This is a genomic window from Geodermatophilus sp. SYSU D00700 (assembly GCF_054050255.1).
The window spans coordinates 60,619-82,319 of the sequence record NZ_JBJGZA010000020.1; the positions used below are offsets into that span (position 1 = coordinate 60,619).

23 protein-coding genes are annotated in these 21,701 nt (G+C 77.2%); 19 read left to right on the forward strand and 4 right to left on the reverse strand.

What is annotated here, in order from left to right; translation table 11 throughout:
- Position 1 precedes the first annotated feature (1 nt).
- Positions 2-1,642 (forward strand): TIGR03767 family metallophosphoesterase, encoded by a 1,641-nt coding sequence (locus tag ACI79V_RS15375; protein WP_456890532.1) that lies wholly within the window; start codon positions 2-4, stop codon positions 1,640-1,642.
- A 99-nt stretch (positions 1,643-1,741) separates the two neighbouring features.
- Here ACI79V_RS15375 and ACI79V_RS15380 read toward each other — a convergent pair whose 3' ends face one another.
- Positions 1,742-2,551: a CDP-alcohol phosphatidyltransferase family protein gene (locus ACI79V_RS15380; RefSeq protein ID WP_456890533.1), complete on the reverse strand. Its 810-nt coding sequence runs from the start codon at positions 2,549-2,551 to the stop codon at positions 1,742-1,744.
- Between the two features lie 84 nt (positions 2,552-2,635).
- Here ACI79V_RS15380 and ACI79V_RS15385 point away from each other — a divergent pair, with 84 nt between their 5' ends.
- Both ACI79V_RS15385 and ACI79V_RS15390 read left to right on the forward strand, forming a co-directional pair.
- The gene (locus ACI79V_RS15385; RefSeq protein WP_456890534.1) at positions 2,636-3,772 is read left to right on the forward strand and encodes a D-alanine--D-alanine ligase family protein; all 1,137 of its coding nucleotides are present in this window, start codon (positions 2,636-2,638) and stop codon (positions 3,770-3,772) included.
- Positions 3,769-4,419 carry a hypothetical protein gene (locus ACI79V_RS15390; RefSeq protein WP_456890535.1) on the forward strand — a complete coding sequence of 217 codons (651 nt, stop codon included), beginning with the start codon at positions 3,769-3,771 and terminating at the stop codon, positions 4,417-4,419. Before ACI79V_RS15385 ends, ACI79V_RS15390 begins: the two co-directional genes overlap by 4 nt.
- A gap of 6 nt (positions 4,420-4,425) precedes the next feature.
- Here ACI79V_RS15390 and ACI79V_RS15395 read toward each other — a convergent pair whose 3' ends face one another.
- On the reverse strand, positions 4,426-4,938 hold the full coding sequence (locus ACI79V_RS15395; protein ID WP_456890536.1) for a DUF3515 domain-containing protein: 513 nt from the start codon (positions 4,936-4,938) through the stop codon (positions 4,426-4,428).
- Between the two features lie 103 nt (positions 4,939-5,041).
- Entirely contained in the window at positions 5,042-5,275 is a 234-nt protein-coding gene (locus tag ACI79V_RS15400) for an Lrp/AsnC ligand binding domain-containing protein (RefSeq protein ID WP_456890537.1), read from the reverse strand.
- 92 nt (positions 5,276-5,367) lie between these two features.
- Between ACI79V_RS15400 and ACI79V_RS15405 the strand changes: the two genes are divergently transcribed.
- From ACI79V_RS15405 to ACI79V_RS15415, 3 genes are read left to right on the forward strand one after another with little or no spacing between them, the layout of a single operon-like run.
- A complete protein-coding gene (locus tag ACI79V_RS15405; RefSeq protein ID WP_456890538.1) occupies positions 5,368-6,402 on the forward strand; it encodes a thiamine-phosphate kinase in 1,035 nt (344 codons plus the stop codon).
- Entirely contained in the window at positions 6,386-6,928 is a 543-nt protein-coding gene (locus tag ACI79V_RS15410) for a GNAT family N-acetyltransferase (RefSeq protein WP_456890539.1), read from the forward strand. Before ACI79V_RS15405 ends, ACI79V_RS15410 begins: the two co-directional genes overlap by 17 nt.
- Entirely contained in the window at positions 6,916-7,545 is a 630-nt protein-coding gene (locus ACI79V_RS15415) for a cytidylate kinase-like family protein (protein WP_456890540.1), read from the forward strand. The genes ACI79V_RS15410 and ACI79V_RS15415 overlap by 13 nt, the downstream gene beginning before the upstream one ends.
- 128 nt (positions 7,546-7,673) lie before the next feature.
- Here ACI79V_RS15415 and rpmB read toward each other — a convergent pair whose 3' ends face one another.
- Complete coding sequence (gene rpmB / locus ACI79V_RS15420; RefSeq protein ID WP_456890541.1) at positions 7,674-7,865, reverse strand: 50S ribosomal protein L28; 192 nt, start codon at positions 7,863-7,865, stop codon at positions 7,674-7,676.
- 160 nt (positions 7,866-8,025) lie between these two features.
- Between rpmB and ACI79V_RS15425 the strand changes: the two genes are divergently transcribed.
- The 13 genes from ACI79V_RS15425 to ACI79V_RS15485 all read left to right on the forward strand — a co-directional run bounded on the left by ACI79V_RS15425 (position 8,026) and on the right by ACI79V_RS15485 (position 21,603).
- Positions 8,026-9,624: a DAK2 domain-containing protein gene (locus ACI79V_RS15425; protein ID WP_456890542.1), complete on the forward strand. Its 1,599-nt coding sequence runs from the start codon at positions 8,026-8,028 to the stop codon at positions 9,622-9,624.
- Positions 9,625-11,811, forward strand: coding sequence for an ATP-dependent DNA helicase RecG (recG, locus tag ACI79V_RS15430; protein WP_456890543.1), 2,187 nt, complete (start codon positions 9,625-9,627; stop codon positions 11,809-11,811).
- The gene (rsmD, locus tag ACI79V_RS15435) at positions 11,808-12,362 is read left to right on the forward strand and encodes a 16S rRNA (guanine(966)-N(2))-methyltransferase RsmD (RefSeq protein ID WP_456890544.1); all 555 of its coding nucleotides are present in this window, start codon (positions 11,808-11,810) and stop codon (positions 12,360-12,362) included. Before recG ends, rsmD begins: the two co-directional genes overlap by 4 nt.
- A complete protein-coding gene (gene coaD / locus ACI79V_RS15440; RefSeq protein WP_456890545.1) occupies positions 12,359-12,841 on the forward strand; it encodes a pantetheine-phosphate adenylyltransferase in 483 nt (160 codons plus the stop codon). The genes rsmD and coaD overlap by 4 nt, the downstream gene beginning before the upstream one ends.
- Positions 12,838-13,527: a hypothetical protein gene (locus ACI79V_RS15445; protein ID WP_456890546.1), complete on the forward strand. Its 690-nt coding sequence runs from the start codon at positions 12,838-12,840 to the stop codon at positions 13,525-13,527. Before coaD ends, ACI79V_RS15445 begins: the two co-directional genes overlap by 4 nt.
- A gap of 215 nt (positions 13,528-13,742) precedes the next feature.
- Positions 13,743-14,366: a YceD family protein gene (locus ACI79V_RS15450; protein ID WP_456890547.1), complete on the forward strand. Its 624-nt coding sequence runs from the start codon at positions 13,743-13,745 to the stop codon at positions 14,364-14,366.
- Positions 14,367-14,368: 2 nt separating this feature from the next.
- Entirely contained in the window at positions 14,369-14,548 is a 180-nt protein-coding gene (rpmF, locus tag ACI79V_RS15455; protein WP_089402499.1) for a 50S ribosomal protein L32, read from the forward strand.
- Between the two features lie 44 nt (positions 14,549-14,592).
- A complete protein-coding gene (gene rnc, locus ACI79V_RS15460; protein WP_456878039.1) occupies positions 14,593-15,339 on the forward strand; it encodes a ribonuclease III in 747 nt (248 codons plus the stop codon).
- 4 nt (positions 15,340-15,343) lie between these two features.
- Entirely contained in the window at positions 15,344-16,219 is an 876-nt protein-coding gene (mutM, locus tag ACI79V_RS15465) for a bifunctional DNA-formamidopyrimidine glycosylase/DNA-(apurinic or apyrimidinic site) lyase (protein WP_456890548.1), read from the forward strand.
- Positions 16,216-16,491 carry an acylphosphatase gene (locus ACI79V_RS15470; protein WP_456890549.1) on the forward strand — a complete coding sequence of 92 codons (276 nt, stop codon included), beginning with the start codon at positions 16,216-16,218 and terminating at the stop codon, positions 16,489-16,491. Before mutM ends, ACI79V_RS15470 begins: the two co-directional genes overlap by 4 nt.
- 151 nt (positions 16,492-16,642) lie before the next feature.
- Entirely contained in the window at positions 16,643-16,846 is a 204-nt protein-coding gene (locus ACI79V_RS15475; RefSeq protein ID WP_089402502.1) for a hypothetical protein, read from the forward strand.
- 97 nt (positions 16,847-16,943) lie between these two features.
- The gene (smc, locus tag ACI79V_RS15480; protein ID WP_456890550.1) at positions 16,944-20,510 is read left to right on the forward strand and encodes a chromosome segregation protein SMC; all 3,567 of its coding nucleotides are present in this window, start codon (positions 16,944-16,946) and stop codon (positions 20,508-20,510) included.
- A 100-nt stretch (positions 20,511-20,610) separates the two neighbouring features.
- Complete coding sequence (locus ACI79V_RS15485) at positions 20,611-21,603, forward strand: aldo/keto reductase (protein ID WP_456890551.1); 993 nt, start codon at positions 20,611-20,613, stop codon at positions 21,601-21,603.
- Positions 21,604-21,701: the final 98 nt, after the last annotated feature.

The window sequence follows — 21,701 nt, forward strand, 5'->3', positions numbered from 1 at the left end:
GATGAGCCGCACCACCCTCGACCGCGTCCTGGCCGGCGGCCCGGTGCTCCACCACGGGCGCGAGGGCGCCTACCGGGCGCTGGCGTGGGCCGCGGGGGAGCCGCACCGCGTCCGCCGGGACCTGGTCGGCCCGACCTGGCAGCCGCCGCGGCGGGGCGTGCGGGCGCTGGCGTGCCTGGCGCACGTCACCGACCTGCAGCTGGCCGACGTCTGCTCCCCGGCGCGGTTCGAGTTCTTCCACCGCTTCGAGGCCGATCCGCGGATGCGCGCGCTGGTGCCGATGCACCGGCCCCAGGAGGCGCTGACCGCGCACGCCGTCGACGCGTTGGTGCGCACCCTCAACGGCCTGGCCGGCGCCCCGCGCACCGGGGAGCCGCTGCAGCTGGTGGTCACCACCGGCGACGCCATCGACAACGCCCAGTGGAACGAGCTGGAGCTGTTCCTGGCCGTGTTGCGTGGGGGAGCGGTCCACCCGGGGGCGGGGCTGACCGCCTACGACGGCGTGCAGGCCTCCGGCTGGCCGCACGACCTGTTCTGGCGGCCCGACGACGACGGCGGGCTGTACCGCGAGCGGTTCGGCTTCCCGGCGCGGCCGGGCCTGCTGGAGGCGGCGTTCGCGGCGTTCGCCGCCGAGGGGCTGCGGGTGCCGTGGCTGAGCTGCCACGGCAACCACGAGGCGCTCATCCAGGGCGTCGGCGTGCCCACGCCGGCCCTGGCCGCGGTGCTCGAGGCCGGGCGCAAGCCGGTCGACGTCGACCCGGCCGTGCCGCTGGAGGACGCGCTGGCGCTGTTCACGCACTCCTCGGAGGTGTTCACCACCGCCGTCTCCCGGCCGGTCACCCCCGTGGCCGACCGCCGGTTCATCGACCGCCGCGCCTTCGTCGCCGCCCACCTCGCCGACGGTGGGCAGCCGGCCGGGCACGGGTTCACCGAGGAGAACCTGCGTGCCGGCACCGCCTACTACGCCTGGGACGGCGTGCCCGGCGTGCGGGTCGTCTGTCTGGACACCACCCGGGTCACCGGCGGTGCGGCCGGCTCCGTCGACGCCGTCCAGGCGCGGTGGCTGGAGGAGCGGCTGCGGGAGGTGTCGTCGTCGGCGCCCGGCCCGGACGGCACGCGGGTGGCCACCGGGAACGCCGACCGGCTCGTGGTGCTGCTGTCCCACCACGGCTCGAGCACCCTGACCCGCTCCGACGCCCTCGGCGGCCGCCCCGTGGCCGGCGACGACGCGCTCGGCGCCCCGGAGCTGCTCCGGCTGCTGCACCGCTGGCCGAACGTCGTGCTGTGGCTCAACGGGCACACCCACGTCAGCGCCGTGCGGGCGTGGGCGCACCCCGACCAGCCCGGCCGCGGGCTGTGGGAGGTGGCCACCTGCGCCGTCGTCGACTGGCCCGGTCAGGCCCGGCTGGTCGAGGTCCTCGACAACGGCGACGGCACGCTGTCGCTGGTCTGCACGATGGTCGACCACGGCAGCCCGGCCCGGCCGCCGGAGGCCGGCGACCCCGCCGCGCGGGAGCCGGCCGCGCTGGCGTCGCTGCACCGCGAGCTGGCGGCCAACGTGCCCGGGACGGGGCTGGGCTCGGCGCTGGCGGGCACGCCCGCCGACCGCAACGTCGAGCTGGTCGTGCGCGCCCCCTTCTGAGCCCGGGCCGCCGGGGTGGTGTGCGCTTCCGGTGCGTCCTGCGCCCGGGATGTGCCGCGGGCGCACATCACCGCGGCACCGCCCTGCTCCCCGGCGGGGTCAGGCCGCGCTGCGGGCCGCCTTGCGCCGGCGGTGGGCGGCACGGGCGGTCAGCCAGCCGCTGAAGGCCAGGTAGTAGACGACGTAGGCGAACGAGAGCACCACCACGACCGGGTGCGGGTCGGGGTACTGCACCAGCAGGACGCCGTAGGTCACCAGCCACACCACGGTCAGGCCCATGCTCACCGGCCACAGCGCCTCGGTGCGCGAGGGGTAGAGGTAGCGCACCGGGACGAACACCAGGACCGAGAAGACGACCAGCGCGGCGGCGACCACCGGCTGGGGCACGTCGAGGACGACGACGTAGAAGGCGACGACGTTCCAGTAGCTCGGGAAGCCCAGGAAGGTGTGGTCGTCGGTCTTCGCGTCGACCCGGCAGAACTGGTAGCTGGAGGCCAGCAGCGGCAGTGCGCCGAGCAGCCAGCCGAGCGGGCCGTGCGGGAGGGCGCCGGTGGTCCACAGCAGCACCACGGGCGCGAAGACGTAGGTCAGGTAGTCGACGATGTTGTCGAGCAGGGCGCCGTCGAACCAGGGGATCGTCTCCTTGACCCGTGCGCGGCGCGCGAGCATCCCGTCGGTGCCGTCGACCACCAGCGCGGCCAGCCCGATCCACAGCGCGGTGACCGCCTCGCCCTCGACCGCGGCGAGCACGACCAGCAGCGCCAGCACCGAGCCCAGGGCCGTGTAGGCGTGCACCGCGGCACCGGCCAGCCGCAGGGACAGCGGATGGCGAGGTGTCCCGGGATCCCCCTGGTGCGCCGTCGCCGCCGGAGGCCGGGGGTCCACCGGAGGGGCCGCGTTCTCCCGCATCGCGAGGAGGTTCCCACACCCGGCGGGCCGGAACCCCCGCGGCAGCCGCGGGAGGGGCGGGGGCGTCGACTAGGGTCGGCCGCGATGAGCGGGACAGGCAGGGTGCGCGTCGCGGTCGTGTTCGGAGGGCGCAGCGCCGAGCACGCCATCTCCTGCATCTCGGCGGGGAGCGTGATCGCCGCCCTGGACCCGGAGCGCTACGAGGTCGTGCCGGTCGGCATCGCCCGCGACGGCCGGTGGGTGCTCCCCGAGGCCGGCCAGCGCCTGGCGATCACCGACGGGCAGCTGCCCGAGGTCACCGGCGGGACGGCGGTGTCGCTGGTCGGCGACCCGGCCGCACGCGGACTGGCCGTGCTCGAGCCCACGGCCGCGATCGGGCCGGCGCTCACCGAGGTCGACGTCGTCTTCCCCGTCCTGCACGGCGCCTACGGCGAGGACGGCACCGTGCAGGGGCTGCTCGAGACGAGCGGGCTGCCCTACGTCGGGTCGGGCGTGTTCGCCAGCGCCGCCTCGATGGACAAGGAGTTCACCAAGAAGCTGCTGGCCTCCGCCGGGCTGCCCCAGGGCGCCCACGTGGTCCTGCGCGACGCCGGCGGCGCGGTCCGCCCCGACCCCGACGTGCTCACCGCGGCCGACCGCGAGCGCCTCGGGCTGCCGGTGTTCGTCAAGCCCTCGCGCGCCGGGTCGAGCATCGGCATCACCAAGGTCACCGACTGGGCGCAGTTCCCGGAGGCGGTGGCCACCGCGGCCGCCGTCGACCCGAAGGTCGTCGTCGAGGCCGCCGTCCCCGGCCGGGAGATCGAGTGCGGGGTGCTCGCCGGCCCCGACGGCGGGCCGCCCGAGGCCAGCCTCCCCGCCGAGATCCGGCTGCGGCCCGGCACCGACTGGTACGACTTCAGCGCCAAGTACCTCGAGGACGCCGTCGAGTTCGACGTCCCGGCCGACCTGACCCCCGAGCAGACCCGGGCGGTGCAGGAGGCCTCCTGCCGGGCCTACCGCGCCCTGGACTGCGAGGGCCTGGCGCGGGTCGACTTCTTCCTCGCCACCGGCCCCGACGGTGTCGACCGCCTGGTGGTCAACGAGGTCAACACCATGCCCGGCTTCACCCCGATCTCGATGTACCCGCGGATGTGGGCGGCCAGCGGGGTGTCCTACCCCGAGCTGGTCGACCGGCTGGTCGCCTCCGCGCTGGCGCGGGCGGGCCGGCCGGCCCTCCGGTGACCGCCGGCGCGCGCGCCGCGCCGGCGGCCGCGTTGCTGGCCGGGGCGCTCGCCCTGGCCGGCTGCACCCCCACCGAGGCCGGTACCGCCACCGCGAGCCCGGCCTCGCCGACACCGGGGTCGGCCGAGGAGCTCGGCGACCTGGTGCTCACCGAGGTCCCCTCCGGCCTGCCGCGGATCCCCGACGGCGACCTGCAGCCCCCCGCCGGCGCCAAGACCGTCGACGACGTCGCCTCCTACGCCGAGGACCCGCAGCGGGAGCGGACGGTGCTGCGCGACTACGGCTACCGCTACGGCTGGGAGCGGTTCTGGGGCTCCACCACCGGCCCGTTGACCAGCGTCTTCCTCGACCAGTTCGACGACCACGGCGGCGCGAGCACCTACGCCCGCGACCTCGCCGGCAACGACGCCGAGGTCTACGACGGCGTGCTCAGCCACGACCCCGACGACCTGCCCGCCGGCTGCAGCACGCTCACCGTGCCCGAGGCCGACCCCGAGACCGGCCTGGCCGGACCCGCCGCCTTCGCCTGGTGCGGGCACGGCGCGTTCAGCGTCGCGGTGACCGTCGTGGCCGACAGCGAGCAGGCGGCCACCGAGCAGGCGCGCGACGTGGTGCTCGCCCAGCTGGCCGAGCTGCCCCCGGCCTGAGCGGGCTCAGCGGGGCGCGAGCGTGGCGCCGAGGACGTCGCTGAGCGCCGTCACCGGGGCGCTGTCGACGTCGGGCGGCAGGCTCACCTGCACGTACACGACCCGGTCGACCGCGGTCCACACGGTGGCGCCCGGGTCGGACTGGTCGACGAACCAGGTGATGCCGTTGATGGTGAACAGGCCCTCGCCGGGGACCAGGCCCTCCGGCTGCGGCACGCCGCACACCAGCACGACGGCGGGGTCGCCCCAGGCGGCGGCGTAGGGCGTGTCGGAGTCGACCAGGCGCGCGGGCTCGCCGAGCAGGTCCAGCGGCAGCGCGCCCATCAGCGCCGGGCAGTTCGCGTCGGCCTCGGGGGTCGGCGGCGGGACGTCGACCGGCAGCACCGGCAGGTCCTCGCGCTGCTCGCCGGAGCCGCTCACGTCGGCCACGGGGGAGCCGTCGTCCCCGCCGCCCGCGTCGTCCCCGAGGACCCGCACCAGCACGAGCACCACGACGAGCACCGGGACGACGACGGCCACGCTGAGCAGGGCCAGCCGGCGCAGCGGGTCGGGGCGGACGGGGGCGGGCGCGGGCTCCCGGTCGCGGGGCGCGTCCTCGGCGGGGGAGTGCTCGCTCAGCGGCTCAGATGTGGACGACGGGGCAGGTCAGCGTGCGGGTGATCCCGTCGACCGACTGCACCCGAGCCACGACCAGCCGGCCGAGCTCGTCGACGGTCTCGGCCTCGGCGCGGACGATCACGTCGTAGGGGCCGGTGACGTCCTCGGCCTTCGTCACCCCGGCGATCTCGGCGATCGTCGTGGCCACCTGGGCGGCCTTGCCGACTTCGGTCTGGATCAGGATGTAGGCGTGGACCACGGATCGACCTTCCTCGGGCAGCACGTCCGGCGGCTCCCCGGCCCCGGCTGGTGGACTCGCCCGCAACCTACCGCAGCAGGGGGAGGGCACCGGTGACACGGCCCCGACCGCTGACCGGGCGCGGCGACCTCGCCGACACCGTGCGGGTGGTCGGCGAGTTCGGCGTGATCGCCCGGGTCGTGGCCCGCGCCGGGTCGGCCGCGGTGGCCGACGTCGGCCCGGGCGACGACGCGGCGGTGCTGCGGGTGCCCGACGGGCGGGTGGTCGCCACCACCGACGTGCTGGTCGAGGGGCGGCACTTCCGCCGCGACTGGTCCTCCGCGGAGGACGTGGGCCACAAGGCCGCGGCCGCGAACCTCGCCGACGTCGCCGCGATGGGCGGCACGGCCACCGCGCTGCTGGTCGGCCTCGCCTGCCCGGCCGACACCCCGACGTCGTGGCTGGAGGGGGTGGCCGCCGGCATGGCCGCCGAGTGCGCGCCGCTGGGCGCCGCCGTGGTCGGCGGGGACACCGTGGCCTCGGCCCCCGGCAGCGGCGCGGTCGTGCTGTCGGTCACCGCGCTGGGCGACCTCGGCGGGCGCGCGCCGGTGCTGCGCTCGGGCGCCCGTCCCGGCGACCTGCTGGCGGTGGCCGGGCGGCTGGGCTGGTCGGCCTGCGGGCTGGCCGTGCTGCGCCGCGGCTTCAGCAGCCCGCTGGCCGCGGTCACCGCGCACCGGCGGCCCAGCCCGCCCTACGCCGCCGGCCCGGCGGCGGCCGACGCCGGTGCCACCGCCATGTGCGACGTCAGCGACGGGCTGCTCGCCGACGCCGGGCACCTCGCGGCCGACAGCGGTGTGGTCGTCGACGTCGACCGGGCGGCGCTGGTGCGCACGATGCTCGAGCCGCCGGGCCCGCTGCAGCAGGTGGCGGCCGCGCTCGGCGCCGACCCGCTGGCCTGGGTCCTCACCGGCGGCGAGGACCACGCGCTGCTGGCCACCTTCCCGCCGGGCACCGTGCTGCCGGGGGGTTGGGCGGTGGTCGGGGAGGTCCGGGAGGGCACCCCCGGGGTGACGGTGAGCGGCGAGCCGGCGGCCGATGTCGCGCTGGCCGTGGGAGCGGGGAGGACCGGGCATGTCCACTTCGGCTGAGCACCGGCTGCGCGACGGGTCGGCCGCCCGGCTGCGCGCGGTGCCCTACGACGACCCCGTCGCGCGCGACCTCGTGGCCCGGGTGCAGCAGGAGTACGTCGACCGGTACGGCGGGCCCGACGGCGCCGTCGTCGACCCCGCCGAGTTCGTGCCGCCGGCCGGGCTGTTCCTCGTGGCCGAGGTGGGCGGCCGGCCCGCCGGGTGCGGCGCCTGGCGCCGGCACACCGAGGAGGACGCCCCTGGCGTCGTCGAGGTCAAGCGGGTCTACGTCGACCCCGCGTTCCGCCGGCTGGGCCTGGCGCAGGTGCTGGTGCGGGCGCTGGAGGACTCCGCCCGCGACGCGGGGTACCGATCGGTGGTGCTCAACTCCGGGGACCGCCAGCCCGAGGCGCTCGCGCTGTACGCGGCGATGGGCTACCGGCCCGTCCCGGGGTACGGCATCTACGCCGGTGAGCCGGGCGCGGTGTTCCTGGGCCGGGACCTGGGCCGGGCCCCGGCGGGAGAGGAGCGGCCGTGGGCGTCGTGACGATCTCCGCCTCGTACGGGGCGGGTGGCCCGGAGGTGGGCGCCGCCGTCGCCGAGCGGCTGGGGCTGGCCTTCCACGACCGCGCGATCCCGGCGCAGGTCGCCGGCCGGCTGGGGGTCTCCCAGGACGACGCCGAGGCCAACGACGAGCGCGTCGTCCGCGGGCTGTGGCGCCTGGTCGCCTCGCTCGGGGCGATGCCCGACCCGGTGGGCGGCGTCATGCCGACGACGGGGGAGCCTGACGAGCGGGCCTACCGCGAGCAGACCGAGCGGGTGCTGCGGGAGATCGCCGACGGCGCCGGCGGCGTGGTCCTCGGCCGCGCCGGCGCGATGGTGCTGCGGGACCGGCCCGACGTGCTGCACGTGCGGCTCGACGGCCCGCCGGAGGCGCGGCTGCGGGCGGCGGTCGAGCGCTACGGCCGGCCCGAGGAGGAGCTGCGGCAGGAGATGGAGGCCAACGACCGCACCCGCGAGGCCTACGTGCGCCACTACTACCGGTGCGACCCGGCGGCGGCGCGGCACTACCACCTCGTCGTCGACGGGACGGCGCTGCCGCTGCCGGCGGTCGTGGACCTGGTGGTCACCGCCGCCCGCGCGAAGGGCGTCACCCGGGCCTGACCCGGGTGCGCACGGGAAGGACCCCGGAGGTCGGCGACCTCCGGGGTCCTGGCGAGATGCTGGAACGGCCACCCTTCAGGGGCCCGCGCCGAGCGGAGCGAGGCGTGGGGGGAAGGGTGGTCCTTCAACTATGCGCGGACGACCTTGCCCGCGCGGATGCACGAGGTGCAGGCGTTGATCCGCTTGCGGGTGCCGGGGGCGACGAGCGCCCGCACCGACTGGATGTTCGGGTTCCAACGGCGCGGCGTGCGGCGGTGCGAGTGCGACACCGACATACCGAAACCGGGCCCCTTGCCACAGACATCGCACACGGCAGCCACGGTGGATCACTCCCAGAGAATCGCTCGAAAGACGGCGGTGCGCCGACGGCGACCGCGAGACCGTCGACCATCCTAACCGCTCGGGCGCGCGGACGCCGCCGAGCCCTCCGGTCGCCGTCGCCGGGGCCGCACCGTCGGCGTCCCTGGGTACCCTCCGGCCGTGCTGCAGGCGCTCGACGACGCCGCGGTCGGACAGTGGTGCCGCACCGCGGTCGCGGCGCTGTCCGCGGCCCGCGACCGGCTCGACGAGCTCAACGTCTTCCCCGTGCCCGACGGCGACACCGGCACCAACCTGCTGCTCACCGCGCAGGCGGCCCTCGCCGCGCTGGACGACCGCGGCGAGGGCGCCGAGCCGGCCTGGGCCGCGCTGTCCCGCGGCGCGGTGCTGGGCGCCCGCGGCAACAGCGGCACCATCCTCGCCCAGCTGCTGCGCGGCCTGTCCGACCAGCTCGCCGACGCCGGACCCGCCGACGGGCCCTCCCTCGCCGCCGCGCTGCAGAAGGCCGCCGAGGGCGCCTACTCGGCGGTCGCCGACCCCGAGGAGGGCACCTTCCTCACCGTCGCCCGCGCCGGCGCCGAGGCCGCGGTCACCGCCGTCGCGGAGCAGCGCACCGGCCTGGCCGACGTCGTCACCGCGGCCGCCGACGGCGCGCGGACGGCGCTGGAGGCCACCCCCGGCCAGCTCGACGTGCTGCGTGACGCCGGCGTGGTCGACGCGGGCGGCGCGGGCCTGTGCGTGGTGCTCGACGCGCTGGTCACCACCGTCACCGGCGTCGAGCCGGCCCGCCCGCCGCTGGTGCCGCGCCGGTCCCGCCCCGCCGACCCGGCCGCGGTCCCGGCGCAGCCCCCGGCCGGCCCCGGCAGCGAGGTGCAGTACCTGCTCGCCGACGCCGACGACGCCGCGGTCGCCGTGCTGCAGAGCCGCCTGGCCGCCCTCGGCGACAGCCTGGTCGTGGTCGGCGTGGACACCCCGTCCGGCCGGCAGTGGAACGTGCACGTGCACACCAGCGACATCGGCGCCGCCATCGAGGCCGGCATCGAGGCCGGCCGGCCGCACGGCATCAGCGTCACCCCGCTCGCCCCCGTGCTCCCGCCCCCGCCGGTGCCCGGCCGCCGGGCGGTCGTCGCCGTCGTCCCCGGCGAGGGGCCGGCCCGGCTGTTCGCCGCCGTGGGCGTGCGCGCGGTCCCCTGCGGGCCCGCCGGCGTCACCGCCGACGAGGTGCTCGCCGAGGTGGTCGCGTGCTCGGCCGCCGAGGTGGTCGTGCTGCCCAACGACCCCGCGCTGACCCGCGCCGCCTCCCGCGCCGCCGAGCGTGCCCGCGAGCTCGGCAGGGAGGTCGCCGTCGTGCCCACCCGGTCGCCGGTGCAGGGGCTGGCCGCCGTCGCCGTCGCCGACCCCGCCCGCCGGTTCGGCGACGACGTCATCGGCATGGCCGAGGCCGCGGCCGCCACCCGCTGGGCCGAGGTCACCGTCGCCGAGCAGGAGGCGCTGACCAGCGCCGGCCCCTGCCGTCCCGGTGACGTGCTGGGCGCGGCGGAGGGCGACGTCGTGGTCGTGGGCCGGGAGCTCGCCGCCGTCGCCTGCGACCTGCTCGACCGGCTGCTCTCGGCCGGCGGGGAGATGGCCACGCTGCTGGTCGGCCCCGACCCCGCGCTCGGCGACGCCGCCTGCGCGCACCTGGCCGCCGCGCACCCCACCGTCGAGGTCGTGCGCTACGAGGGCGGGGCCGCGATCCCGCTGCAGATCGGGGTGGAGTGAGTGGCCGTCACCCTCGACACCGAGCTGTCCCGGGTCCTCGGCGCCAAGACGGCCAAGGCGATGGCCGAGTCGCTGGACCTGCGCACCGTCCGCGACCTGCTGCGCCACTACCCGCGCCGCTACGCCCGCCGCGGCGAGATGACCCGCCTCGACGACCTGCAGGTCGGCGACCGGGTGACCGTGCTCGCCCAGGTCAGGCGGGTGACCAGCCGGAAGATGCGCAACCGGCCCGGCACGCTCACCGAGGTCACCGTCGGCGACGGCGCCGGTGAGATGCAGCTGGTCTTCTTCAACCGGAAGTTCGGGAAGCTCGAGCAGGGCGCCTGGGGACTGTTCGCCGGCACGGTGGGGGAGTACCGCCGGTCCAAGCAGTTCGCCCACCCGGACTTCCACCTCATCAGCGGCGACGACGACGAGGACTGGGCGCGCGCGCTCATCCCGATCTACCCGGCGAGCAAGGACGTCTCCAGCTGGGTGCTCCAGAAGTCGGTGAAGCTGCTGCTCGACGCGGCCGGCGGGTTCGGCTTCGTCGAGGACCCCCTGCCCGAGGACCTGCGCGCCCGGCACGGGCTGCTGAGCCTCCCGGCCGCGTTGCTCGACATCCACCGGCCCACCACGGCCGACGACGTCGAGCGCGCCCAGGACCGGCTCAAGTGGGACGAGGCGATCACCCTCCAGCTCGTCCTGGGCGCCCGCCGCCGCGCGGCCGCCCTGGAGCCGGGCACCGCGCGCCCGCGCCGTCCCGGCGGGCTGCTCGACGCCGTCGACGCCGCGCTACCGTTCGCGCTCACCGAGGGCCAGCGCGAGGTGGGCGAGGAGCTGGCCGCGGAGCTCGCCCGCGACACCCCGATGCACCGCCTGCTGCAGGGCGAGGTCGGGTCGGGCAAGACCGTGGTCGCGCTGCGGGCGATGGCGCAGGTCGTCGACGCCGGCGGTCAGGCCGCGCTGCTGGCCCCCACCGAGGTGCTCGCCGCGCAGCACGCCCGCAGCATCGGCGCGATGCTCGGCCCGCTCGCCCGCGCCGGGGAGCTCGACGGCGACCCCGCCGGGACGCGGGTCGTGCTGCTCACCGGCTCGCTGAAGGCCGCGGCCCGCCGCGAGGCCCGCGCCGCGGTGGCCGACGGCAGCGCCGGCATCGTCGTCGGCACGCACGCGCTGCTGCAGCAGGGCGTCGACTTCGCCGACCTCGGCCTGGTCGTCGTCGACGAGCAGCACCGGTTCGGCGTCGAGCAGCGCGACGCGCTGCGCGCCAAGGGCAACCGCCCGCCGCACGTGCTGGTCATGACGGCCACCCCGATCCCGCGCACCGTCGCCATGACCGTCTACGGCGACCTGGAGACCTCGACCCTGCGCCAGCTACCCGGCGGCCGCGGCGGCGTGGCCAGCTCGGTGGTGCCGGTCAGCGACAAGCCCGCCTGGCTCGACCGCGCGTGGGAGCGGCTGCGCGAGGAGGTGGCCGCCGGGCGCCAGGCCTACGTCGTCTGCCCGCGGATCGGCGACGAGGACGCCGGCAGCGAGGACGAGCCCGACGAGACCGACGCTCCGCAGGAGGGCGGCGGCGACGGCGACCGGCGCCCGCCGCTGGCCGTCCTCGACGTCGCCGAGGCGCTGGGCGAGGGACCGCTCGCCGGGCTGCGGCTGGCGGTGCTGCACGGCCGCATGACGCCCGAGGCCAAGGAGGCGACCATGCGGGCCTTCGCCGCCCGCGAGGTCGACGTCCTGGTCGCCACCACCGTCGTCGAGGTCGGCGTCGACGTGCCCAACGCCACGGTGATGGTCGTCATGGACGCCGACCGGTTCGGGGTCAGCCAGCTGCACCAGCTGCGCGGCCGGGTGGCCCGCGGGAAGCACCGCGGCCTGTGCCTGCTGGTCACCGAGGTCCGCGAGACGACGGCGACCGGGCAGCGGCTGGCGGCCGTCGCAGGCACCTCCGACGGCTTCGAGCTCGCCCGCGTGGACCTCGAGACCCGGCGCGAGGGCGACGTCCTCGGCGCCGCCCAGTCCGGCCGGCGCTCGACGGTCAAGCTGCTGTCGCTGCTCGAGGACGAGGAACTGATCGCCGCCGCCCGCGCCGAGGCCACCGCGCTGCTGGCCACCGACCGCGGGCTCGCCGACCACCCGGGGCTGGCCGCCGAGGTCGCCGCGCTGGCCACCGACGAGCGGGCCGGCTACCTCGAGAAGGCGTGACCCGGATCATCGCCGGCGCGGCCCGCGGGCGGCGGCTGAAGGTGCCGCCCAGCGGCGTGCGGCCCACCGGCGACCGCGCCCGCGAGGGGCTGTTCAACAGCCTGGGCACGCTGCTCGACCTCGACGGCGCCACCGTGCTCGACCTCTACGCCGGCTCCGGGGCCCTCGGCCTGGAGGCGCTCTCCCGCGGCGCGGCCCGGGTCGTCCTCGTCGAGAACGGCCCGCGGGTGCTGCCGGTGCTGCGCGCCAACGTCGCCGCCGTCGGGCTGCCCGGCGCGCGGGTGGTCACCGGCTCGGTGCCCGCCCTCGTCGCGGGCCGGCCGCCGGAGCGCTTCGACCTCGTGCTCGCCGACCCGCCCTACGCCGTCCCCGCCGCACAGGTGCGCGGCGTGCTCGAGGCGCTGGTCGCGGGGGAGTGGCTGGCGCCGGGGGCGGTCGTCGTCGTGGAGCGGCCGGCCCGCGAGGAGCCGTGGGAGTGGCCGACACCCCTCGCCGGGATCCGCGACCGCCGCTACGGGGAGGCGCTGCTCCGGTACGGTCGGCTGCCGTGAGGCGAGCGGTCTGTCCCGGGTCGTTCGACCCGGTCACCAACGGCCACGTCGACGTCATCACGAGGGCCGCCGCGCTGTACGACGAGCTCGTGGTCGCCGTCCTGGTCAACCCCGGCAAGGCCGGGCTGTTCAGCCTCGACGAGCGGATGGACCTGCTGCGCGACGCGGTCGCCGACCTGCCGAACGTCGTCGTCGACAGCTTCAGCGGACTGCTCGTCGACTACTGCCGCAGCCACGGCATCCCGGTGGTGGTCAAGGGCCTGCGCGCGGTCGGCGACTTCGAGTACGAGCTGCAGATGGCGCAGATGAACCGCGAGCTCGCCGGCGTCGAGACGCTGTTCGTGCCCACCGCCCCGCAGGTCGGCCACCTGTCCTCCAGCCTGGTCAAGCAGATCGCCACCTTCGGCGGCGACGTCTCCCGGCTGGTGCCGAAGGCCGTCCTCGACCGGCTGCTGGCCAAGCGGGACGCCGCGCCGTGACCGAGGTCGTGTACCGGCTCTACGAGACCGTCGACGAGCTCAGCCGGGTCATCGAGAGCGCCCGCAGCGTGCCCATGTCGGGCTCGTGCATGGTGCCGCGCGACCAGCTGCTCGACCTGCTCGACGACCTCCGGGAGAACCTCCCCGACGAGGTGCACGCCGCCGGCGCGATCGTGGAGCAGCGCACCGAGATCCTCGAGCAGGCCCAGGCCGAGGCCGAGCAGCTCACCGGTCGCACCCGCGAGGAGGCCGACCGGCTTGTCGCCGCCGCCCGTCGGCAGCGCGAGGAGGTCCTCGGCACCGCCCGCCGGCAGCGCGACGAGCTGCTCGCCCGCGCCCGGGCCGAGGCCGAGGACCTGCTCGCCCAGGCCGAGGCCGAGGCCGACCGGCTGGTCGCCGAGGCGCGCGCCCACCACGAGGCGCTGCTCGCCGACGGCGCGGCGCAGCAGGCGGAGATGATCGCCGCCGCCGAGGCCGAGCACGAGCGGCTGGTCACCGAGACCGAGGTCTACCGCGGGGCGGTCGCCCGCGCCGACGAAATGGGCGCGCAGACCGTCGCCGAGGTCAACCGGATGCGCGCCGAGGTCGACGAGTACGTCGACACCCGGCTGGCCGACTTCGGCAGCACGCTCGAGCGGATGCTGCGCTCCGTGGAGAAGGCCCGGGAGACCCTCCGGGAGCCCTGAGGCCGGTCGCGCGACGATCAGGTGACCTGATCCCCGGGCGTCCTCCCTCACGTCCCACCGTGAGGGAGGACGCTCCACCATAAGGGACCCTGATCGTGGCCCACCAACGGCCGGACGGTGTCGCCGTGGGATCGGGTAGTCTCGGATGCTGGTCCGACTGCCGGTGCCCGTCCCCGGCCGGGCTCCCTCCACCCCCCACGACCGCGAGTACCGACATGCCTGCCGCACCATCCGATCGACGAGGCGCCGCGTCCACCGACGCCCGGCGCCCCGCCGCCAACCCCTGGGCCGTCGAGCTGCGCGAGCTCGGGCGCCGGGCGGGCTCCATGCAGGAGCTCGACCGCACCGTCCCGGCGCCCGCGGGCTGGCGGCTCGAGCTGGTGGGCGTGCCCGAGGGCGCCCCGGTGCACCTGCGGCTGCGGCTGGAGTCGGTGATGGAGGGCGTGCTGGTCTCCGGCGACGTCGAGGTCCCGGTCGAGGGCCAGTGCGCCCGCTGCCTGGACCCGGTCGAGGACACCCTCGAGCTCGACGTCCAGGAGCTCTACGCCTACCCGGGCAGCACCACCGAGGCCACGAGCGAGGAGGACGAGGTCCGCCTCGTCGAGGGCGAGCGCATCGACCTCGAGCCGATGGTCCGCGACACCGTCGTCCTCGCCCTGCCGCTCTCGCCCACCTGCTCCGAGGACTGCTCCGGGCTGTGCTCCGGCTGCGGGCAGCGCCTCGACGACCTCCCGGCCGACCACTCCCACGAGCTGGTCGACCCCCGCTGGGCCGGCCTCGCCGGCCGTTTCACCACCGGAGCGGTCGACGACCGTCCGGGCGACCCTGAGGAGAACTGACCGTGGCCGTCCCGAAGCGGAAGATGTCCCGCGCCAACACCCGCGCCCGCCGGTCGCAGTGGAAGGCGAGCGCCCCCACGCTCGCCCCCTGCCCGAACCGCGCCTGCGGCCAGCTCAAGCCGCCGCACCAGGCCTGCCCGAACTGCGGCCAGCACGCCGGCCGCCAGGTCCTCTCCGTCTGACCCGGCCGGACGTGGGCAGCGCCGCCCGTACCCCGGTCATCCCCGTGGGCGACTCCCCGGCGGGGCAGGCGCACGCCGACCGCGCGGCCGCCTGGCTGCTCGACGCCCTCGGCGTCGAGCTGCCCGGCGGCCTGCTGGCGCTGGCGCTGACCCACCGCTCCTACGCGTACGAGCACGGCGGCCTGCCCACCAACGAGCGCCTGGAGTTCCTCGGCGACGCGGTGCTCGGCCTGGTCGTCACCGACGAGCTCTACCGCAGCCAGCCCGACCTGCCCGAGGGCCGGCTGGCCAAGCTGCGCGCCTCGGTGGTCAACATGAACTCCCTCGCCGGCGTGGCCCGGCGGCTGGGCGCCGGTGGACTGGGCCCGCACCTGCTGCTCGGCCGCGGCGAGGAGACCACCGGCGGGCGGGAGAAGGACTCGATCCTCGCCGACGCGCTGGAGGCGCTGATCGGGGCGGTGCACCTGGGCATCGGGCTCGACGTCGCCAGCGCGATCGTGCACCGGCTGTTCGACCCGCTGCTGGTCGTGGCCGCCACGCGCGGCGCGGGGCTGGACTGGAAGACCAGCCTGCAGGAGCTCGGCGCCGCCCGCGGCCTGGGCGCCCCCGTCTACGACGTCACCGACGAGGGCCCGCCGCACGCCAAGAAGTTCACCGCGGCGGTGTCGCTGGCCGGCGTCGTCCGCGGGACCGGCACCGGCCGCACCAAGAAGGCCGCCGAGCAGGAGGCCGCGGAGGCCGCCTGGCAGGCGATCTCGGCCGAGGAGCCGGGCGCCCCCGCCGGGGAGTAGCGACGTGCCCGAGCTGCCCGAGGTCGAGGTGGTGCGGCGCGGCCTGGAGCGCTGGGTCGCCGGCCGCACCGTGGCCGGCGTCGAGGTGCGCCACCCGCGCGCCGTCCGCCGGCACCTCGAGGGCGCCGAGCACTTCGTCGAGGCGCTCACCGGCCGCACCTTCGCCGCCGCCCACCGCCGCGGCAAGTACCTGTGGCTGCCGCTCACCGAGCCCGACGGCGCCCCGTCCGGGCGGGCCATGGTCGCCCACCTGGGCATGAGCGGGCAGCTGCTGGTCGAGAAGCGCTCCCAGCCCGACGAGACCCACCTGCGCGCCCGGTTCACCTTCACCGACGGCGGCCGCGAGCTGCGCTTCGTCGACCAGCGGACATTCGGCGGGCTCGCCGTGGAGGACGCCGACGGGCACGCGATCCCCGACCGCCTGGCGCACATCGCCATCGACCCGCTCGACGGCTCCTTCGACGCCGACGCGTTCAGCGCGGCCCTGCGCCGCCGCCGCACCGAGGTCAAGCGCGCGCTGCTCGACCAGACCCTGATCGGCGGGGTCGGCAACATCTACGCCGACGAGGCGCTGTGGCGGGCGCGGCTGCACGGCAACCGCCCCACCGACCGGCTCACCCGGGCCCAGGTGTCCGACCTGCTGGAGGGGGTCCGGGACGTGCTGACCGAGAGCCTGGCGCAGGGCGGCACCTCCTTCGACTCGCTCTACGTCGACGTCAACGGGCAGAGCGGCTACTTCTCCCGGCACCTGGCCGTCTACGGCCAGGCCGACCGGCCCTGCCCGCGGTGCGGGACGCCGATCGTGCGCGAGTCCTTCATGAACCGGTCGAGCTACAGCTGCCCGACCTGCCAGCCGCGCCCGCGGGCGAGGCGGTCGTGAACGACGTCGTCCGGGTGCACGCGCTGGTCTCCGGGCACGTGCAGGGCGTCGGCTACCGCTGGTTCGTCCGCGGCCTGGCCGACGCCGCCGGGCTGTCGGGCTGGGCGCGGAACCTGCCCGACGGGCGCGTCGAGGTCGAGCTCGAGGGGCCGGCCGACACGGTGCGCACCGTCGTCGCCGCCCTCGACGGGCCCCGCGCGCCCGGAGCGGTCACCGCGGTGGTGCACGAGCAGCGCGCGGTGCAGGGGAGTGCCGGGTTCACGACGGCGTGACGAAGGCGACATCCCCCCGACACGGCGGCCCTCCGGTGGTGCCGTTGACCTGCGTGTCCGGGGGTGTCACCCTGGGGGTACCGAGCCCGCGCCGACCGACTTCCCGGGGCGGCGGGCACTCCCTCTCGCTGTCGGAAAGGCCGTTTCCGCCATGGCCAAGGCCCTCTTCGGTTCTGTCGTATCCCCCGCGGAGCTCCGCGTCCTCGACGAGAACGCGGTCCTGCGCGCCAAGGTGCGCCGCCTGGAGCAGGAGCTGACCGAACTGCGCGCCCAGCGGGACGCCGCGCGCGACGCCGTGATCGCCTCCGAGCTGCTCAGCCTGGCCGGCGACAACGCCCAGCCGGCTCTCGCCTAGCTGAAGGACCCCCTGCCCCCCGCCGCTCGCACGCTCGCGGCGGGACCCTGCAGGGGGCCGACCGCGGGCTGCGTCCCGTGGCCAGGTCCCTGATCCCGTGCACCTCTCCGCCCTGACGCTCAAGGGCTTCAAGTCCTTCGCGTCGGCCACGACGCTGCGCCTGGAACCGGGCATCACCGCCGTCGTCGGCCCCAACGGCTCGGGCAAGTCCAACGTCGTCGACGCCATCGCCTGGGTCCTCGGCGAGCAGGGCGCGAAGACCCTGCGCGGCGGCAAGATGGAGGACGTCATCTTCGCCGGCACCGCCGGCCGCCCCGCGCTGGGCCGCGCCGAGGTGACGCTGACGATCGACAACGCCGACGGCGCGCTGCCGATCGACTACACCGAGGTCTCGGTCACCCGCCGCATGTACCGCTCCGGCGAGAGCGAGTACGAGATCAACGGCGACAAGGTGCGCCTGCTCGACGTCCAGGAGCTGCTCAGCGACGCCGGCATCGGCCGGGAGATGCACGTCATCGTCGGGCAGGGGCAGCTCGACGCCGTCCTGTCCGGGCGCCCCGAGGACCGCCGCGCCTTCATCGAGGAGGCCGCCGGCGTCCTCAAGCACCGCAAGCGCAAGGAGAAGGCCCTCCGCAAGCTCGACGCGATGCAGGCCAACCTCGACCGGCTGGCCGACCTCACCGCGGAGCTGCGCCGCCAGCTCAAGCCGCTGGGGCGGCAAGCGGAGGTCGCCCGCCGGGCCGCCGGCGTCCAGGCCGAGCTGCGCGACGCGCGACTGCGGCTGCTCGCCGACGACCTGGTCGGCCTGCGCGACGCGCTGGAGAAGGACGTCGCCGACGAGGCCGCCGCCCGCGCGCGCCGCGCCGTCGTGGAGGCCGAGCTGGGCGGCGTCTCCCGCCGGGAGAGCGAGCTGGAGGCGGCGCTGGCCGCCGACGCCCCGCGGCTGGGCGCCGCGCAGGACACCTGGTACCGGCTCTCCGCGCTGACCGAGCGCTTCCGCGGCGTCGCGCAGCTGGCCGCCGAGCGGCACCGTCACCTGTCCGCGCCGGGCCCGGCGGGCAGCGGCGGCCGCGACCCCGAGCAGCTCGACGCCGAGGCCGACCGGGTCGCCGCCACCGAGGCCGAGCTCGCGGCCGGGCTGGAGGCCGAGCGCGGCCGGCTGGCCGCTGCCGTCGCTGCCCGCGCGCAGCTGGAGGAGGCGCTGGCCGCCGAGGAGCGCGCCTGGGTGGCCGCCACCCGCGCGCTCGCCGACCGCCGGGAGGGCCTGGCCCGGCTCTCGGGCAAGGTCGCCGCCGGCCGCTCCCGGGCGGCCGCGGGGCAGGCCGAGGCGCAGCGGCTCGCGCAGGCGGCCGCGGAGGCGGCCGGCCGGGCCGAGGCCGCGCAGGCCCGCCTCGAGGAGCGCCGGGCCGGGGTCTCCGACGCCGACGACGAGGACGTCGCGCTGGTCGCCGCGCACACCGACGCCGTGAGCGCGCACACCGCCGCCGCCCGCGCGGTGACCGAGCTCGCCGACGCCGAGCGCGCCGCCGAGCGCGACCGCGCCTCCTGGGCGGCCCGCCGCGACGCCCTCGCACTCGGCCTGGCCCCGGCCGACGGCGCCGCGGCCGTCCTCGCCTCCGGCCTGCCCGGCGTGCTCGGTCCGGTCACCGAGCGGGTCACCGTCGCCCCTGGCGCGGAGGTGCCGCTGGCGGCGGCGCTGGGCGGGCTGGCCGAGGCGGTCGTCGTCGCCGGGGTCGACGACGCCGCCGCCGCGCTGGCGCACCTGCGCGGCACCGGCGGGGGCCGGGCCGGGCTGCTGGTCACCGGCGGTCCGCCGCCGCTGCCGCGAGAGGGCTGGCCGGTGCTGCCCGAGGGCCTGCGGTGGGCGCTGGACCTCGTCGAGGCCCCGGAGGAGCTGCGGCCGGCGCTCGTGCGGGCGCTGGACCGGGTCGCCGTCGTCCCGAGCCTGGACGTCGCCGCCGCGCTGGTCGCCGCCCACCCCCGCGTCCGCGCGGTGACCGTCGACGGCGACGTCGTGGGCGCCGACCGGGCGTCGGGCGGGTCGGCCGACGCGCCGTCGGGCCTGGAGGTGCGGGCCCGGGTCGACGAGGCCGAGCGCGAGCTCGCCGCCGCCGCCGCGCGGGCCGCCGACCTCGCCGACCGGCTGGCCGCCGCCCGGGAGACCGCCCGCGCCCGGTCGGCCGACGTCGACACGGCCCTGGCCGCCCGGCAGGCCGCCGACCGCAGCCGCTCGAAGCTGGCCGCGGAGCTCGCCGAGCTCGGAGCCGCCGCCCGCTCGGCCGCCGCCGAGGCCGAGCGCACCGCGGCCGCACAGCGGCGGGCCGAGCGGGCGCTGGAGGAGTCCGCGGCCGGGCTGGCCGAGCTGGAGGCGCGGCTGGCCGAGGCCGAGGCCGCCCCGGCCGCGGCGGAGCCCTCCTCCGAGCAGCGCGACCGGCTGCGGCTGGAGACCGCCGCCGCCCGGCAGGCCGAGACCGAGGCCCGGCTCGCCGTGCGGACCGCCGAGGAGCGCGCCCGGGCGCTGTCCGGCCGCGCCGAGGCGCTGCGCCGCCAGGCGCGCCAGGAGCGGGCCGCCCGCGAGCGCGCCGCCGCCGCCGCGCTCGCCCGCCGCCGCGGTGCGGAGGTGGCCGCCCGCGTGCGCGCGGGCGCGGAGGAGGCGCTCACCGCGCTGGCCACCTCGCTGGCCCGGGCCGCCACCGAGCGCGACCGGCTGGCCGGCGAGCGCAGTACCCGCGAGGCCGAGCTGCTCGAGGTGCGCACCCGCGTCCGCGCCGCGACCGCCGAGCTCGAGCGGCTGACCGACGAGGTGCACCGCGACGAGGTCGCCCGCGCCGAGCAGCGGCTGCGCATCGAGGCGCTGGAGGAGCGCGCCGCCGAGGAGTTCGGCGTCGACCTGCCCACGCTGGTGGCCGAGTACGGCCCGGCCGCGCCCGTGCCGCCGGCCCCCGCGCAGCTGGCCGCCGCCGAGGCCGCGGGCGAGCCCGAGCCCGCGCCGGTGCCCTACGACCGGCCCGCCCAGGAGCGCCGCGCCGCCCGCGCCGAGCGCGACCTGGCCACCCTGGGCCGGGTCAACCCGCTGGCGCTGGAGGAGTTCGCGGCCCTGGAGGAGCGGCACACCTTCCTCGCCACGCAGCTGGAGGACCTGCGGGCCACCCGCCGTGACCTGCTCACCGTCGTCCGCGAGGTCGACGGGCGCATCCACGACGTCTTCGCCTCGGCGTTCGCCGACGTCTCCCGCGAGTTCGAGGGCGTCTTCGCCACGCTGTTCCCCGGCGGGCAGGGGCGGCTGGTGCTCACCGACCCCGAGGACATGCTCACCACGGGCGTGGAGATCGAGGCGCGCCCGCCGGGCAAGAAGGTCAAGCGGCTCTCGCTGCTGTCCGGCGGCGAGCGCTCGCTCACCGCCGTCGCGCTGCTCGTGGCGATCTTCCGCGCCCGACCCTCGCCGTTCTACGTGCTCGACGAGGTCGAGGCCGCCCTCGACGACGTCAACCTGGGCCGGCTGCTCACCCTCGTCGAGCAGCTGCGGGCGACCTCGCAGCTCATCGTCATCACGCACCAGAAGCGCACGATGGAGATCGCTGACGCGCTCTACGGCGTGAGCATGCGCGGCGACGGCATCACCGGCGTCATCAGCCAGCGGTTGCGCGAGCCCGACCCCGTCTGACGCCGGGGCATGCCCGCCAGGCATGACGGCAGGCATTGGTCCCGCCGTGCGCGGCTCCCCGAGGCTGGGCACCGACGCACCCGGGAACCCAGGAGGACCCGTGACCGACCCGCTGCCCACCCGGACCCTCGGCGACCTGGCGGTGCCGGCCGTCGGCTTCGGCGCCATGGTGCTCAGCCCCGGCATGTACGGCGAGGTCGACGAGGAGCGGGCGCAGCAGGCGCTGACGGCGGCGCTGGACGCGGGGGCCACGTTCGTCGACACCAGCGACGGCTACGGACCCGACGGGCACAACGAGCGGCTGGTCGGCCGCGCCGTGCGGGAGCGGCGTGACGAGGTGGTCCTCGCGACGAAGTTCGGGTTCCGCATCCCCGAAGGGGCGCCGGCGCACCGCTTCCCGGTCGGCTACGCGTACGGCGAGCTGGCCGTCAACGCCGATCCCCGGCACGTGCGCGCCTACGCCGAGCAGAGCCTGCGCGAGCTGGCCACCGACCGGATCGACCTGTACTACCCGCACTTCCCCGACCCGCAGGTGCCGCTGGCCGACACCGTGGGCGCGGTCGCCGAGCTGGTCGACGCCGGGCTGGTGCGTCACCTGGGCCTGTCGAACGTCACCGCGGCGCAGGTGCGCGAGGCGCACGCGGTGCACCCGGTGGCGGCCGTGCAGACCGAGTGGTCGATGTGGCGCCCGGTCGACCCGGACCTGCTCGCCACCACCCGCGAGCTCGGCATCGGGATCGTGGCCTGGTCACCGCTGGGCGGCGGCTTCCTGACCGGCACCGTCACCGCGCTCGCCGACGGCGACTTCCGGCACAACGCGCCGCGCTTCTCCGGCGCGGCGCTGGCCCGCAACAACGACCGGTACGCGCCGGTCCGCGCCCTGGCCGCGGAGCTGGGGCTGGCGCCGGGCCAGCTCGCGCTGGCGTGGCTGCTGGCGCAGGACCCGCACGTGGTGCCCATCCCGGGGAGCCGGACGCCGGCGCACGTGGTCGAGAACGTCGAGGCCGCCCGCGTCGCCCTCGACGCGGGGACGCTGCGCCGCGTCGACGCCGCGCTGGCCGCCTTCGAGCCCGAGGGCGGCACCCTCCTCTGAACGGGCGTGGGGGGGGGGGGGGGGGGGGGGGGGGGGGGGGGGGGGGGGGGGGGGGGCGGGGGGCGGCGGGGGGGGGGGGGGGGGTCGGGGGCGGGCCG

What these genes read in the sequence shown, in the direction of transcription:
- ACI79V_RS15375 (WP_456890532.1), top strand. Translation starts at nt 2, where the DNA reads ATGAGCCGCACCACCCTCGACCGCGTCCTGGCCGGCGGCCCGGTGCTC.
- ACI79V_RS15380 (WP_456890533.1), bottom strand. Translation starts at nt 2,551, where the DNA reads ATGCGGGAGAACGCGGCCCCTCCGGTGGACCCCCGGCCTCCGGCGGCG.
- ACI79V_RS15385 (WP_456890534.1), top strand. Translation starts at nt 2,636, where the DNA reads ATGAGCGGGACAGGCAGGGTGCGCGTCGCGGTCGTGTTCGGAGGGCGC.
- ACI79V_RS15410 (WP_456890539.1), top strand. Translation starts at nt 6,386, where the DNA reads ATGTCCACTTCGGCTGAGCACCGGCTGCGCGACGGGTCGGCCGCCCGG.
- ACI79V_RS15450 (WP_456890547.1), top strand. Translation starts at nt 13,743, where the DNA reads ATGCCTGCCGCACCATCCGATCGACGAGGCGCCGCGTCCACCGACGCC.
- ACI79V_RS15475 (WP_089402502.1), top strand. Translation starts at nt 16,643, where the DNA reads ATGGCCAAGGCCCTCTTCGGTTCTGTCGTATCCCCCGCGGAGCTCCGC.